Origin of the sequence: Streptosporangium sp. NPDC050284 (genome assembly GCF_044459525.1) — a bacterium.
Taxonomy (GTDB): Bacteria; Actinomycetota; Actinomycetes; order Streptosporangiales; family Streptosporangiaceae; genus Streptosporangium.
Genome location: NZ_JBITIZ010000002.1, coordinates 1 through 14,352, shown reverse-complemented (window position 1 = coordinate 14,352; position 14,352 = coordinate 1). Strand labels below are relative to the sequence as shown.

Here is a 14,352-nt window from a genome sequence, read left to right as displayed (position 1 = left end):
TCCGTCAGCGACAGGCAGCCGACGCGACCATTGTCAGCGACCCCAACTCGTTTCGGAAGCAACGACATTGAGGATGAACACTCCAGGATCGCCTCTTCCAGCTCCAATCTGGCAATACTTCCACTGTGCTGTTGGTCACAGCGGGCTCATGGCCGTCGATCACGGCGAGTGCGTGACCTGCGGCAGTCGCCGCCACCAGCGTCGACAGCACCGTCCCACACGCGATTTCTCCCGCGGGGAAACCACCCAGCCGGGCGCTGACGACAGGCCAACCGGGGTCACGATCTCGTCGGGTCAAATCTAGGCAGTGCAGGCATGTGCTTCGTCCAGGCAGCACCAGAGGGCCGACCGACCCGGAGCCCTCGAAGGCGGTGACCAGCAGGTGCGGGATCTCCCACTCGACGAGCTCCTTGACCAGGAGACCGTCCAGGGGCCCCACCGGAGCGAGCACCGCCAGGTCGAAAGGTCTGGCCCCATCGGCCAGCTGGGCCGCCCTGTCGCCGGTCCACGCCGTGAGACCGGGCGCGAGCCTCCTGGCCACCGCGACCGCGCCGTCCTGCCTGCTCATTCCGACCTCCGTCCAGCCGAGCCCGCCGGGGACGACGTCCCTTCGCCGGGCCGTACCGGGATCGATGACGCAGATCCGACCGACCCCCGAGGCGGCGAGCAGGGTGACGACCTGCGCGCCCACCCGGCCCGCGCCGTAGACCCGCACCTGGGCCTCTCGCCTGCGCTCCAGCACGGCGAGACCGCCGTCGATCGTGCCCGGTGTGAGGGAGAGCGCGTCGAGATCCGGCTGGAGCCTGTCACACTCGGCCGTCGCGAGTGTGCGCAGCGGACCGGGGCCCGCGCCCGCGTCGTCCACCACACCACGGCTGACCAGCAGATCGAGCAGAGTCCGGCCGCCCTCCTCGCCGAGGCCCACCTCGACGGCACCGGCCAGCACGCCCGCGAGGTCACGGACGCCGTCGAGACTCTCGACCCAGCGGCGGACCCCCGGCTCCAGATCGGTCAGCACCACCGCGTGACGGGGATGCAGACCGAACTGCAGGGTGCGTCCGTCGCGGGCGACGCGGCGTAGGGCGGGCTTCAGACGTGGTCTCATCGCAGAACCTTTCTCAGGAGGAACCCGCAGGTGAGCTGGGGAGAGCGGGCGGGCCGGGTGTGCCAGCGTGCCATGGCCCCTCAAGATCCCAGACGTCTTTCCCGTCGCCTGTGGATAACTCCCATCCTGTGGACAACTCACCCCCTGCCGGATCCCCGCTCCGTCGACCGCTCAAAAGATCTCCCTGGCGGGTGGCGGGTACGGGATCTCGACGCCGCGCCGCGCCGGAAGCCCTTCGCCCGGCCCGTCGAGATGATCTACGACGGCATGCTTGAAGGGGCGGCAGGCTAGAGAGAACAGCGGGTCCCGCGTTTCGGCAACGCATGAGACGGCTGATATCCAGGTTAATTAGATAAGTCACGGTCATAGTTGATCATCCACGCTGAACAATCGGCGAACGGGGATTGACCAGCGGGAACGTGTTCTACCCTCTGGTGTGAATTCGCCATTCTCGGCTACCGTTCATATGTGCCCCCCGAGACAGTCGAGGTCCGTCGTAGTTCTCGCCGCCGGCGGACGGTTTCTGCGTACCGCGACGGCGAGAAAACGATCGTGCTCCTCCCCGCCGGTTTGAGTAGCACCGATGAGGAACAATGGGTGCGCCGTATGCTCGATCGCCTCGCGGCCAAGGAGCAGCGCAGACGTCCCTCCGACGACGATCTCCTCGATCGGGCCGTCGATCTGTCGGCCCGATATCTGGGCGGGGAGGCGAGGCCGTCGAGCGTGCGCTGGGTGGAGAACCAACAACACCGCTGGGGCTCGTGCACCCCCGATCACGGGACCATCAGGATCTCCACGCGGCTCCGGGGCATGCCGTCGTGGGTGGTCGACTATGTGATCATGCATGAGCTCGTCCACCTGCTGGTGCCGAGCCACGGCGCGCGCTTCTGGGCGCTCGTGGAACGATATCCCAAGGCCGAGCGGGCGCGAGGCTTCCTGGAGGGATTCTCCACGGCGGCTCACGGTTCCGCGGAGGGGTTTTGACGGAAGACCGAGTGGTGGCCGTCCTGGTCACGCCCTCCGTGGCGGACGCGGCCCCTGCGGGGGTCGACGCCGCCCTCTTCCTCACGGCCCTCGCCGAAGACGCCTACGAGCTCGTCGCCGGGCTCGACTTCGTCTCTCCGGTCGTGGTGACGAGCGTCCCCGGCATGGAGGAGATCGTCTGGCCGGGCACCCCGGTCGTAGAGATCCCCGACCTTTCCGGGAGCGCCCTGGTCGAGGCGGCCTTCGCGGCCCTGCCGTACGGACGGCAGGCGGTCCTGCTGAGCGCGGACGCGCCCGATCTGCCCCCGTTGCTCATCGGCAAGCTCTTTCGCGAGCTGGGCCGGGCCAGGATCGCCGTCTGCCCGGACACCGGGGGTGGCACGGTGGCGCTCGCCGCCCACCTGCCCTATCCGGACTGGGCCACGGTGGGTTTCGACGACCTCGACCCGGTCAAGGCGCTCCGCGCCTCCGCGCCCGGCAGCCGCATGGTCGCGAGGGGTCCCGGCTGGCACCGCCTGCGCACCCCTGACGACATCCGTCTCCTCGACCCCGGCCTGGAGGGCTGGGACAACACCCGGGCGCTCCTCTCGTCCTGACGTTTCGGAAAGCCGTCAGGACGGCGAAGGTAGTCGCAGGTCGGCGAAGACCGCCCGGTGGTCGGTGCCGGGCACGGTGTGCACGCTGACCGCGTTGACTCCCACCCGCCGGTCCACCACGACATGGTCGATCGTGATCAGCGCGGGGACGCGCCTGTTGACCGGCCAGGTGGGGGTGAGGCCCTCCCCGGCGACGGCGGCCGCGTCCTCGTAGCCGCGGCTCAGGAAACGCCGCATCGCCGCGTGGTCGAGGCTGGCGTTGAAGTCGCCCGCGAGGATGCGGATCGTGTCGGGCGCGGCGGGGGGCAGAGCCTCCAGCGCGGCCGTCCAGTCGTAGACCTGCCTGCCCAGCGGCGGGAAGGGATGCACGTCGACGATCTCGACGGGTTTGGTGCCGGGCATCGTCATCAGCGCGGCGGGCATGTTGTGCCCGATCGCCTCGAACAGGTCCTGCCTCGGAGTCAGCGGATACCGCGCGTACAGGCCGCTTCCACCGGCGCTCCACTCCGGCTCCAGCACCTGGTACGGCAGGATCTTCTCCAGCCCGGCGGCCCGCAGCTCCTCGACCATCCCGGGGGTCAGCTCCTGGGTGCTGAACACATCGGGATCCAGCCGCCGGACCAGATCCATCACGGCGTCGGGCTCGGCGCGCCCGAACAGCGTGTTGAGCGTCAGCACCCGCAGCGGCGTTCCCGCCGCCGCCACCGCGGGATCCCCTGAACGGAAGGCCCTGGGGAGCACGCTGAGGCCGAGCGCCGCGGTGGTGACCAGCGCCACCGCCGTCACCGCCCGGTTGCGTGTCAGCGCCGACAGCAGCAGCGGTACGAGCGAGGCCGCGGCCACGTACGGGGTGCCGGTCATGAGCTGGGTGGTCAGCGAGTCGCGTTCGAGCCCGGCCACCCGGGCCACCGCCCAGGCGGCGAACGGGGTCACCGTGGCCCAGGCGAAGGTTTTGGGAACCTTCCAACGCCGTCGGCGCGCCGACGGCGCGACCGCGCTCTCGACACGTCCGGCGCCCCTGTCAGCCGCTGTCTTCACGCTCACAGTGCCCCGATCCGTTCCGTACAGCCCGATGAGAACGAAGATATCCGGGAGAAGATGAGACAAGCGTAAAACGGTCCAACACCCTCGGGGCATGTCCAGGGCAGGCCGGAGTACGGCATCGAGCTCCCGATCACCTGGAACGCAGGACCTCACGGGCGCGGCGGGCCAGTCGGCGGGTCGCCTCGTCGGAGAGCTCGGGGATCTCCTCCACCGGGAACCAGCGCAGGTCGAGCGACTCGGCGCTGATCACGGCCTCGACGTCGGCGGGAGCGACGGCGCCGTACTCGACGTCGAGGTGGCTGCTGTGCGGGGGGTGGCACCAGACCCGGTGCCGGTCGAGCGCGAGCGGGCCCGGTAGCAGCCGCAGGCCCGCGATGCCGGACTCCTCGGTGGCCTCACGCAGCGCCACCGCCTCCAGGGAGGCGTCGCCGCGCTCGCAGTGACCTCCCATGGGCAGCCACATCCCGGCCTTGCGGTGCAGCGTCAGCAGCACCCGCTCACCGTCGTGGGAGAGCACCGCGGTCGTGGCCGTCAGGTGGCCGGTGACGCATTCGCGCCACATCGCGTCGTCATTGGCGTGGACGTGCTCAAGGAACTCCTTGCGGAGGATCTCCTCCTCCGCAGTCGGGGCGACCCACCCCGTGAGCACGTCCTTCGCGTCGGCGCGCAGGCTCACGCGCTCCCGTCCTCGTCGTCCTCGCGCTTCTTCTCGGCGTCGCCGCCCTCGCGGGGAGGCTCCCGCAGGGTCCCCTCCAGGGACGACAGGTCGAGCTCGGGCTCGCCCCGCACGAACCTCTCGGGGTTGTCGAGATCGTCGGCGGTGGGCATCAGGTCGGGGTGGTTCCAGACCGCGTCGCGGCCGTCGACGCCCCGGTCGGCCTCCAGGGCCTGCCACAGGGTGGCGGCCTCGCGCAGGCGGCGGGGCCTGAGTTCGAGGCCGACGAGCGTGGCGAAGGTCTGTTCGGCGGGGCCACCGGTCGCCCTGCGGCGCCGTACGGTCTCCGACAGCGCGGTCGCCGAGGGGAGCTTGCCGTCCGCGGCGCCGTCCACGGCGGTGCCGACCCAGCCCTCGACCAGGGCGAGCATGGTCTCCAGCCGGGACAGGGCGGCCTTCTGCCGCTCGGTCTCCTCGGGCTTGAGCAGGTTGCCGCCGCTCAGGGCCTGCTGGAGCTGCTCGGGATTGTTGATGTCGAGCCCGCGGAGCTGCTCCTCCAGCGCGGAGGCGTCCACCGTGATGCCCCTGGCGTACTCCTCCACCGCTCCGAGCAGGTGCGCGCGCAACCACGGCACGTGCTGGAAAAGCCGGTGGTGGGCCGCCTCGCGCAGGGCGAGGTAGAGGCGGATCTCCTCGGCGGGGATCTCCAGACCCTGGCTGAACGCCGCGACGCCGCCGGGCAGCAGGGCGGCGTTGTCCGACAGCGGCAGGCCGATGTCGGTGGAGCCGATCACCTCCAGGGCGAGCGAGCCGACGGCCTGGCCGATCTGCTGGCCGACCATCATGCCGCCCATCTGTTTCATCATCCCCATCAGCGGCCCGGCCATGGCCTGGGCCTCCGCAGGCAGACCGGCGGCACCGAGCGTGCCGCTCATGGTCTCGACCATGCGGGCGGCGATCGGGTCACAGAGCTTCTGCCAGACCGGAATAGTCTTCTCGATCCACTCCGAACGGCTCCAGGCCTGAGGGTTGCTCACCCCGCTCGGCAGGGAGGTGGCCTCGTTGAGCCACAGGTCGGCCAGATTCAGGGCGTCGACGATCTGGCGCCGCTCGCCTTCCATGACACTTGGATCGCCCTCGGCGACCACTACGTGCCGTGCGATGTTCTTCGCCATGTCCCAGTTGACGGGACCTGAGGTCGGCGGAGCGGAGAGCATGTCGGCGAACTGGCGCATTGCCGCTGCGATCTGCTCCGGGTTGCCGAACATGGCGAACGGATTCTCGTTGGGGTCGTTTTCCCGACCTGGCAAGTCAGTCACCGCTCTACCTCGTGCAGGATGGAGGAGTCCACATCCGCCACGTTATCCGTCGTATGGCGGGTCAGTGCAAAGTGAGGACCTGGTGCCTACCTCGAAACGCTCCCGGCCCCCCGTCGTCGCCGTCACCGGCGCCGCCTCGGGCCTAGGCCGTGCCTTCCTCGCGAAGGTCGCCTCGTCTGCGGATTTCCGCAGGGTCGTGGCCATCGACGAGCAGCGTGGTGACGTCCCCGACGTCACCTGGCGGGTCCTCGATGTCCGAGATCCGCTCTTGGCGAACCGCATATCTGATATTGACGTGCTCGTGCATCTGGCTGCCGACTACGCGCTCGACGTCAACCCGACGGAGCGGCGCGCCTACAATCTGCGAGCGGCCCAGACGGTGCTCACCGCCAGCGCGGCCGCGCGGGTGCGGCGGGTCGTGCTGGTCACCAGTGCCATGGTGTACGGAGCCGTCCCCGACAACCCGGTCCCGCTGCCCGAGGGGGCGCCGGTCGCCGCCGAGCCCGACACGGGCATGGTCGGCGACCATCTGGAGATCGAGGCGCTGGCCCGCCGCTCCCTGCGCAGCCACCCCGGTCTCGGCGTGACGGTGGTCCGGCCCGCCGCCGTGGTCGGCCCCGGCGTCGACAGCGTGGTGACCAGGCACTTCGAGGCGCCCCGGCTGCTGACCGTGAAGGGATGCGCCCCTCGTTGGCAGTTCTGCCACGTGGACGACCTCGTCTCGGCCCTTGAGATGGCAGCGCTCGGCACGGTCTCGGGGGTGGTGGCCGTCGGCGGCGACGGGTGGCTGGAGCAGGAGCAGGTGGAGGAGATCTCCGGGCTGCGCCGGCTGGAGCTGCCCGCCGGGCTGACCTTCGGCACCGCCCAGCGCCTGCACCGCCTCGGCATCACCCCGGCCCCGGCCACCGACCTGCACTACGTCGTCTACCCGTGGGTGGTCGACTGCGCCGCGCTGCGCGAGGCCGGTTGGAAGCCGATGTGGAGCAACGAGGCCGCGTTCGAGCAGCTCCTCAAGCTGCGCGAGGGCAGGCACGCCGTCGTGGGCCGTCGCCTGTCCGGCAAGGAGGCCACGCTCACCGCGGCCGGCGCCACCGTCGCCGTCCTCGGCACCGCGGCGATCGTCCGGGCCGCCCGCAAGAAGCGCCGCACCACCTGATGTCCGCTCGGGGTGTACAGGCTCGTACGGGTCCGGGCGCGGATCCCGTCCGCGAAGGTGCGCGGCGGGGGCCGTTTTTCCCTGCCGGTACGCTTTGCGGCGTGGATGTCATCCGGTTGCTCGATATTCGCGACAGCGTGCTCTCCGTCGACGAGGTGCTCGCCGCCGTCGGTGACCACGCCGCGGGCGGCACGACGGTCTTTGTCGGCACGGTCCGTGAGCAGGACCACGGCAAGCCGGTTACGAGCCTGTCCTACTCGGCGCACCCGAGCGCCGTGGACGAGCTTCGCCGGGTGGCGGAGAAGATCGCCACGGACTTCCCCGTGACCGCGCTCGCCGCCGTCCATCGAGTCGGTGACCTGCGGCTCGGCGATATCGCGGTCGTCGTGGCGGTCGCCGCGCCACACCGAGGCGAGGCGTTCGAGGCCTCCCGCAGGCTGATCGACGACCTCAAGAGCCAGGTCCCCATCTGGAAGAACCAGTTTTTCGCCGACGGCTCCTCCGAGTGGGTGGGGGCCTGCGAGTGAGATCGACCGGCCGGTACGCGACCGTCGGCGCGGCGGCGTCCGGGTGCGGTTTCATGACCTGTCGTACGGCATAGGCTTTGTCCATGTCCCGACGTGCGCTGACCCTCATGGTGGCGGGCTTCCTCACGCTCATGTTCGCGCTGGTCGGCGCCCTGCTGCCGGTCCCGTACGTCGTGCTGAGCCCAGGGCCGACCGAGAACACCATCGGGGACGTCGACGGCAAGCCGGTGATCAGCGTCGAGGGGCGCCAGACGTATCCGACGGAAGGCAAGCTCAGCCTCGTCACCGTCGCCTACCAGGGCGGACCCGGCACCAGGATCGATCTTTTCAGCGCGCTCAGGGGATGGATCGATCCCACCATCGCGGTCGTGCCCGAGGAGACGATCTTCCCTCCCGCGACCACCGCGAAGGAGGTCGAGGAGCAGAACACCCAGGAGATGACGAACTCCCAGGACGACGCGACCGCGGCGGCGCTGACGGAATTGAAGATCCCCTACAGCTCGGTCGTGACCGTGGCCTCCACGGAGAAGGGCCTGCCCGCGGACGGGAAGTTCAAGATCGGCGACGAGATCGTCTCGGTGGACGGCACCCCCGTGTCCGACCGCGAGAGCGTTTCCGCCGCCGTCCGCAGGCACAAGCCGGGCGAGCAGGTTGGTTTTGTCGTCAACCGGGGCGCCGAGAGCATGACCATCACCGTCCCGACCGTCGCGGGCCAGGACGGCGCCCCCCTCGTGGGCATCACCATGCGGGTCGGCTACAAGTTCCCCTTCCAGGTCAAGATCAACGTCGGTGACGTCGGCGGACCGAGCGCGGGGATGATGTTCTCCCTGGGCATCGTCGACAAGCTCACCCCCGGGGCGATGACCGGCGGCAAGTCCGTCGCGGGGACCGGGACGATCACCGCGGAGGGTGACGTCGGTCCGATCGGCGGCATCCAGCAGAAGATGGTCGGCGCGAGGAAGGCGGGAGCGACGATCTTCCTTACCCCCACGGAAAACTGCGCGGAGGCGGTCAAGGCGATCCCGGACGGACTCAGGCTGGTCAAGGTCGCGACCCTGCGCGAGGCAGTCCAGGCGATCGACGCGATCCGCACCGGCTCGGGTTCCGTGCCGAGCTGCCCGGCGGGCTGACTCCCGAAGCCGGACGGGGGCTCCTGGGCGAGGGAATGCGACCTCGGGAGCGAGTGGCAAGAGAAGCCCGGAAAGCGGGACGCGTCGCCCAATTAGGTAAAAGATCTGGTTTTCCGGGTCTCGGGCCTCGTGGCGGGGCACTCATCGGGGTCCTCGTACGTTGGACCTGAGGACCCGAGACCAGTTGGTGTTGTGGCCGGACCGTGCCCGAAAGGCTGAACGCGGCCCATTGCCCGCCGGTGTAGGTTGCCAGACACGGACCGTGCTCTTACGACAAGGGGTTGGCCTTGAGCTTCCGGACCCCCGGAGCCGGCAGGGCAATGCGCTTGCCCCGCCGGCCACGACTGCTAGTTCCCGTCGCGATCGCGCTGGGCGCGATAGTTATCCTTTTCTTTCTCTTTGCCGGTATTTTTACTGAGTACCTTTGGTACGACTCGGTCGACTACACGGCCGTCTTCTCCGGTGTGATCGTCACGCAGATCCTGCTGTTCGCCGTCGGCGCACTGCTGATGGTCGGGATCGTCGGCGGCAACATGCTGCTGGCGTACCGCATGCGACCGATGTTCGGCCCGGGAATGTTCGGTGGCGCCAGCGGCGCCGACCGCTATCGGATGGCCCTTGATCCGCACCGCAAACTGATCTTCCTGATCGGTGTGGCGGTACTCGGCCTGTTCTCTGGTTCGTCCTTCTCAGGTCAGTGGAAGACCTGGCTGGAGTTCATCAACGCGACGCCGTTCGGTACGACCGACCCGCAGTTCAAGATGGACATCTCCTTCTTCATGTTCACCTATCCCTTCATCCGGATGGTGCTGAACTTCCTGTTCGTCGCGGTGGTGCTCTCCGCCCTGCTGTCGGCGATCGTGCACTACCTGTACGGCGGGTTCCGGCTCCAGTCACCAGGCGTGCACGCCTCGCGCGGCGCTCGGGCGCACCTGTCGGTGCTGCTGGGCATCTTCGTGCTGCTGAAGGCGGTCGCCTACTGGGTCGACCGATACGGGCTGGTTTTCTCCGACAGAGGATTCCGTCACGGTGCCTCGTACACCGACATCAACGCGGTGCTTCCCGCCAAGACCATCCTGGCGATCATCGCCCTGATCTGCGCGGTCCTGTTCTTCGCCGGGGTCGTGCGTGCCGGAGGCATGCTGCCCGGCGTCGGTTTCGGCCTCCTGGTGCTCTCGGCCATCCTGATCGGCGGGGTCTACCCGGCCCTGGTCGAGCAGTTCCAGGTCAAGCCGAACCAGCAGGGCAAGGAGCAGGAATACATCAAACGCAACATCGACGCGACCCGAACAGCCTACGACGTCAACGACGCCGAGGTGATCGATTACACGGCTCAGGGCGACCCGAGCAAGGTCAACGTCAGCGCCGACAGCTCCATCTCCGGCGTGCGCCTGCTCGACCCCAGCCTGGTCGCGAAGACGTACCAGCAGAAGCAGCGGATTCGCGGTTACTACGACTTCCACGACCCGCTCGACGTCGACCGCTACCCCGACGAGAACGGCACGATGCGCGACACCGTCGTGGCCGTGCGAGAGCTCACGGGGCCGCCGGCCGAACAGAACAACTGGATCAACCGGCATCTCGTCTACACCCACGGCAACGGTTTCGTGGCGGCGCCCGGCAACGAGGTCGACTCCGAGGGGTTGCCCAACTTCGACGCCAAGGACATGCCGGTCACCGGTTCCCTGGTGGAGCGGACGAAGCTCAAGGAGTCGCGGATCTACTTCGGCGAGGCACGCGGCGCGGCCGAGTACGTCGTCGTCGGTGGCAACGGCCAGAGGAATCAGGAGCTCGACTACCCCGAGAGCGGTGGCACCGGCCAGAAGAACACCACCTACGAAGGCAAGGGTGGTGTCCCGGTCGGATCCTTCATCAACCGGATGCTCTACGCCGCCAAGTACGGCGAGATCAACCTGCTGCTGTCGGGTGACGTCAACCCGAACTCCAAGATCCTCTACGAGCGCAACCCGCAGCAGCGTATCGCCAAGGTGGCGCCGTTCCTGAGCCTGGACGACAACCCCTACCCGGCGATCGTCGACGGCAGGGTGGTCTGGATCGCCGACGCGTACACCACGTCCAACGCCTACCCGTACTCCCAGAGCAAGAGCCTGGAGGCGATGACGCGCGACACCATCACCGACCCGCGCGTAGTGGTCCCGCAGCCGCGCGACCAGATCAACTACATGCGCAACTCGGTGAAGGCCACGGTCGACGCCTACGACGGCACCGTCAACCTGTACGCCTGGGACGAGAAGGACCCCATCCTGCAGACCTGGCGCAAGGCCTTCCCCGGCGTCATCAAGCCGCAGACGGAGATGACGCCCGAGCTCAGGCAGCATCTTCGCTACCCGGAGGCGCTGTTCAAGGTCCAGCGTGACGTGCTTTCCCAGTACCACATCGCCGACCCGAACGCCTTCTACAGCGGCCAGGACTTCTGGAACGTCCCGAACGACCCGTCCTCGGGCGAGCGTGACATCAAGCAGCCGCCGTACTACCTGTCGGTCAAGATGCCGAGCACCGACAAGCCCACGTTCTCGCTGACCACCACGTTCGTGCCGCGCCAGGGACCCAACCTGGCCGCGTTCATGGCCGTGGACGCCACCCCCGGAGACGACTACGGAAAGCTGCGCATCCTGCGCATGCCCTCCAACACCACGATCCCCGGTCCCGGCCAGGTGCAGAACAACTTCCAGAACAAGTTCTCCGGTGAGCTGAACCTGCTCGGACTCGGCCAGGCGAAGGTCCGCTACGGCAACCTGTTGACCCTGCCGTTCGCCGACGGCCTGGTCTACGTCGAACCGGTCTACGTGGAGATCGCGGCCGCCTCCGGTCAGGAGCCGTACCCGATCCTCCGCCGCGTCCTGGTGGCCTACGGCAGCAAGGTCGGCTCGGCCGACACGCTCAAGGGTGCGCTGGAACAGGTCTTCGGTGACAGCACCCAGGCCGCTCCACAGGAGCAGCAGGGGGAGGGGAAGCCGGCAGAGGAGGCGAACGCCAACCAGCCCACCACCGCGCTGGCTCAGGCGATCGACGAGGCGCAGAAGGCGTACGACAAGGCGCAGGCCGCTCTCCAGGCCGACCCGCCGAACTGGAACGACTATGGCGAGGCCCAGAAGGAGCTCCAGGCGGCGCTGTCGAAGCTGAAGGGCGCCGAGGCGAGCCCCGCGCCCACCCCGTCTCCCTCGGCGTCGGGATCCCCGGCACCGTCGGCGACACCCACGCCTGTCCCATCCGCCACACCGACACCCACACCGAATCCCTAAAAAGACATTGGGGCCCAGCGATCTGATTCGCGTCCGCCACCAAAGCCGGGTATGGTTGAGACATACACCGACGCGGGGTGGAGCAGTTCGGTAGCTCGCTGGGCTCATAACCCAGAGGTCGCAGGTTCAAATCCTGTCCCCGCTACCAATGAGAAGGCCCCGGTCGCCGGAAACGGCGACCGGGGCTTTTTTTGTTGTTCCCTTCTCGGGCTCCACCGCGTCCAGAGGCTCTGCGATGGGGATAGCGCCTCGTGCCCGTCTGTGACACCCCAGAGGCTCCGCGCACGGGGCGATGTGAGGCCGCTGACCTCGCATTCCCGTGCCGATTTGCAGCCCGAGGGGAATCCCGGATAGTGTTCAAACACACACCGACGCGGGGTGGAGCAGTTCGGTAGCTCGCTGGGCTCATAACCCAGAGGTCGCAGGTTCAAATCCTGTCCCCGCTACCAATCGGAAGGCCCTGATCTCCCAGAGATCAGGGCCTTCCGCGTTTTCGGCAGTCGAGACCTCGCCTTCGTGCGCTTGGCCGGGGCATCACATCGCCGTACACGCCAGGGGATGTCGGGCCGGGCGTGCGGGAGGCATTTCGAGAGATGCCTGAGTTTGAGAGGTGGCGTGCCGTTGTGAGCGAAACGTCCGGACCTGTCCTGCGCTGGCGCGTGCGCCGCGATCTCCTCATTATGAAGATCGTCGGGGCGTTCGCCCTCGCGGTGCTCACGGTTCTCACCCTCGACGACCCACGGGGGGCGATCCTGGCGGGCGCCGCGGCCGCGATCCTGACAGCGCTGGTGGTACGCGATCTCCTCGCTCCGGTACGGCTCACGGCCGATGGCGAGGGTCTCGTCGTGGTGAAGGGCTTCGCCGGATCCGAACGGGTGCCGTGGAGCGCCGTCGAGCGTATCCGGGTGGACACAAGGACCCGCTTCACCTCGCGTACGGAACTCCTGGAGATCGACACGGGGGAGGGCATTCACCTGCTCAGCCGGTTCGACCTGGGAGTGCCGTGCCGGCAGGTGGCCGACGAGCTCCGCTCGTTCCGGACGGGGTCATAGTCTGCCCGGTCCCCGGCGGCCGGGACGCGAGACTCCGTTCCGGACCGCCCCCGCCGTGCCTACTCCGAACCGGGACCCGGCGCCGATGAGCGGCTGCCGGGTCTCGGCTCGCGAGGACATCCCTCAGGCTCTGACCCTCACTCGGCGATGTCTCGGGACGAAGCTGGGCTTGGTGCAACGCACCAGCAGACTCGCCTTGTAGCAAGCCCAGCAGGTGAGGAAGGCCCCGAAAGAGACCTGTCCTATCCACGTCCACGTCGAGGTCTCGACGGCCGCGAACATCACTACACCGGTCCAGACAAAGCCGAAGACGCCCACGAGGGTCGCCGCAGCCCAATTCAGCCCTCGCTGCAACATGCCTGGAGTCTTACAGATCTTGGTTCAAGCCCAGGTCAATGACGCGGAACGCCTCATCGCGGGAGGCTACGGCTTGTGCCGGCGCACCTCCGCGCGCGAGACCCTCCGGTATTCATCGGGGTCGTCCCAAGAGGATTCTCCTCAAGGCAGGCCAGCAGCGCCGCCGCGGTGTGGGCGTCGCCGAGGATCCGGTTCACCTCGTCCTCGGATGTCGGGAGCTGGCCGCGCTTGGCGAGCTCGTCGGTGAGGAAGGTCAACGGCTCCGGGTAGCCGGCCGCCTCCGCGGCGACCGTCGCCCGAGCCGCGGTGAGGAGACGCAGATAGTAGGCGCGGAGGGTCGCCTCTCTCATACGTGCGTCTTCAAGGTCGTTCAGCAGAGACCTGGCAACCCTCAGCAGGTCGCCTGGGTGGTCGGCCTCCGCATCGATGTGCGCGCGGATGTCGTCGAACTCCGAGCGGGTCATGGTGCTCACCTCCACGGCGGAGTCAGGATTCTGACCCTCGCGCCTCTTCGTATCCAGAGTCGATTGCGGATGGCTTGACGTCTGGTTGCGCGCTTGCCTGTTTGGGACGCGCGAGTCTCCGGGATGGTTGGCAAGTTGTCTCTGTGACGTGAGAGTCCTGGTAGTGTTCTTTCCGCAGGGCAGCGAGCCTCCAGGTTTAAACCTCCAGGAGCGAACTAACTGCCCGGCAAAACCCTCTCTCCATCCCGGCAAACCGGATGTGTCCATGTGATTGGACAGCGACCGGATGTTGGAGTAAGTTAGAGGGGTTGCCCTGGAAACGGGGTGGTCGCAATCCTAGCGGGTTCGACGGGTTCGAGTCGATGGTCGGAAAATCCGACAGTTTGACACGAAACCGGCACTTCCGATAAGATAGTGATACGAAATGGAACGCCCCGGAGTTCTGCCGGACCGGTTGGTCGGGTGTGGGTGATGGTGTACGCGTCCGTTTCTTGAGAACTCAACAGTGTGTTAAAAGCCAGTGCATGAAGCACAACCCCGTCCTACCACCCTTGTGGTGGGGGATGGATTCCTTTGGTTGAACACATTCGCCCGTTGAGGGTGGGTGCTTTCAGCTGGGTAAGGACTGTTCAGACATTGTTTGGAGAGTTTGATCCTGGCTCAGGACGAACGCTGGCGGCGTGCTTAACACATGCAAGTC

12 protein-coding genes, 2 tRNA genes and 1 rRNA gene are annotated in these 14,352 nt (G+C 67.7%); 10 read left to right on the top strand and 5 right to left on the bottom strand.

Features of this window, described 5'->3' with window-relative positions; genetic code table 11:
* Positions 1-4: 4 nt before the first annotated feature.
* Positions 5-1,105 carry a ThiF family adenylyltransferase gene (locus ACIBH4_RS04430; RefSeq protein WP_362764153.1) on the bottom strand — a complete coding sequence of 367 codons (1,101 nt, stop codon included), beginning with the start codon at positions 1,103-1,105 and terminating at the stop codon, positions 5-7.
* 606 nt (positions 1,106-1,711) lie between these two features.
* Between ACIBH4_RS04430 and ACIBH4_RS04425 the strand changes: the two genes are divergently transcribed.
* Both ACIBH4_RS04425 and ACIBH4_RS04420 read left to right on the top strand, forming a co-directional pair.
* Positions 1,712-2,089, top strand: a complete 378-nt coding sequence (locus tag ACIBH4_RS04425) for a M48 family metallopeptidase (RefSeq protein WP_386205879.1) — start codon at positions 1,712-1,714, stop codon at positions 2,087-2,089.
* Complete coding sequence (locus tag ACIBH4_RS04420) at positions 2,086-2,685, top strand: hypothetical protein (RefSeq protein ID WP_362510015.1); 600 nt, start codon at positions 2,086-2,088, stop codon at positions 2,683-2,685. Before ACIBH4_RS04425 ends, ACIBH4_RS04420 begins: the two co-directional genes overlap by 4 nt.
* 15 nt (positions 2,686-2,700) lie before the next feature.
* On the opposite strand, the gene ACIBH4_RS04415 is transcribed toward ACIBH4_RS04420, so the two are convergent.
* The 3 genes from ACIBH4_RS04415 to ACIBH4_RS04405 form a co-directional block, all read right to left on the bottom strand.
* Positions 2,701-3,723: an endonuclease/exonuclease/phosphatase family protein gene (locus ACIBH4_RS04415; protein WP_362764156.1), complete on the bottom strand. Its 1,023-nt coding sequence runs from the start codon at positions 3,721-3,723 to the stop codon at positions 2,701-2,703.
* A gap of 136 nt (positions 3,724-3,859) precedes the next feature.
* On the bottom strand, positions 3,860-4,405 hold the full coding sequence (locus tag ACIBH4_RS04410; protein ID WP_362510021.1) for an NUDIX hydrolase: 546 nt from the start codon (positions 4,403-4,405) through the stop codon (positions 3,860-3,862).
* Complete coding sequence (locus ACIBH4_RS04405; RefSeq protein WP_362510024.1) at positions 4,402-5,703, bottom strand: zinc-dependent metalloprotease; 1,302 nt, start codon at positions 5,701-5,703, stop codon at positions 4,402-4,404. The genes ACIBH4_RS04410 and ACIBH4_RS04405 overlap by 4 nt, the downstream gene beginning before the upstream one ends.
* Positions 5,704-5,782: 79 nt before the next feature.
* On the opposite strand from ACIBH4_RS04405, the gene ACIBH4_RS04400 reads away from it, so the two are divergent.
* The 7 genes from ACIBH4_RS04400 (at position 5,783) to ACIBH4_RS04370 (ending at position 12,831) form a co-directional block, all read left to right on the top strand.
* Positions 5,783-6,859, top strand: a complete 1,077-nt coding sequence (locus ACIBH4_RS04400) for an NAD-dependent epimerase/dehydratase family protein (protein WP_362510073.1) — start codon at positions 5,783-5,785, stop codon at positions 6,857-6,859.
* Positions 6,860-6,960: 101 nt separating this feature from the next.
* The gene (locus ACIBH4_RS04395; protein WP_362510027.1) at positions 6,961-7,386 is read left to right on the top strand and encodes a molybdenum cofactor biosynthesis protein MoaE; all 426 of its coding nucleotides are present in this window, start codon (positions 6,961-6,963) and stop codon (positions 7,384-7,386) included.
* An 83-nt stretch (positions 7,387-7,469) separates the two neighbouring features.
* Entirely contained in the window at positions 7,470-8,516 is a 1,047-nt protein-coding gene (locus ACIBH4_RS04390) for a PDZ domain-containing protein (protein WP_362510029.1), read from the top strand.
* Between the two features lie 320 nt (positions 8,517-8,836).
* Positions 8,837-11,779 (top strand): UPF0182 family protein, encoded by a 2,943-nt coding sequence (locus ACIBH4_RS04385; RefSeq protein WP_362764159.1) that lies wholly within the window; start codon positions 8,837-8,839, stop codon positions 11,777-11,779.
* A gap of 71 nt (positions 11,780-11,850) precedes the next feature.
* Positions 11,851-11,927: transfer RNA gene (locus tag ACIBH4_RS04380), tRNA-Met, on the top strand.
* Between the two features lie 224 nt (positions 11,928-12,151).
* Positions 12,152-12,228, top strand: a tRNA-Met gene (locus tag ACIBH4_RS04375).
* A 174-nt stretch (positions 12,229-12,402) separates the two neighbouring features.
* A complete protein-coding gene (locus ACIBH4_RS04370; RefSeq protein WP_362510035.1) occupies positions 12,403-12,831 on the top strand; it encodes a PH domain-containing protein in 429 nt (142 codons plus the stop codon).
* 410 nt (positions 12,832-13,241) lie between these two features.
* Here the strand turns inward: ACIBH4_RS04370 and ACIBH4_RS04365 are convergent, their stop codons facing one another.
* Positions 13,242-13,652 carry a hypothetical protein gene (locus tag ACIBH4_RS04365; protein ID WP_350947823.1) on the bottom strand — a complete coding sequence of 137 codons (411 nt, stop codon included), beginning with the start codon at positions 13,650-13,652 and terminating at the stop codon, positions 13,242-13,244.
* A 637-nt stretch (positions 13,653-14,289) separates the two neighbouring features.
* On the opposite strand from ACIBH4_RS04365, the gene ACIBH4_RS04360 reads away from it, so the two are divergent.
* Positions 14,290-14,352: ribosomal RNA gene (locus tag ACIBH4_RS04360) — 16S ribosomal RNA — on the top strand; the annotation flags it as partial.

Coding starts and splice junctions, on each gene's coding strand:
- ACIBH4_RS04430 (WP_362764153.1), bottom strand. CDS start 1,105: ATGAGACCACGTCTGAAGCCCGCCCTACGCCGCGTCGCCCGCGACGGA.
- ACIBH4_RS04425 (WP_386205879.1), top strand. CDS start 1,712: ATGCTCGATCGCCTCGCGGCCAAGGAGCAGCGCAGACGTCCCTCCGAC.
- ACIBH4_RS04390 (WP_362510029.1), top strand. CDS start 7,470: ATGTCCCGACGTGCGCTGACCCTCATGGTGGCGGGCTTCCTCACGCTC.
- ACIBH4_RS04385 (WP_362764159.1), top strand. CDS start 8,837: ATGCGCTTGCCCCGCCGGCCACGACTGCTAGTTCCCGTCGCGATCGCG.
- ACIBH4_RS04365 (WP_350947823.1), bottom strand. CDS start 13,652: ATGACCCGCTCGGAGTTCGACGACATCCGCGCGCACATCGATGCGGAG.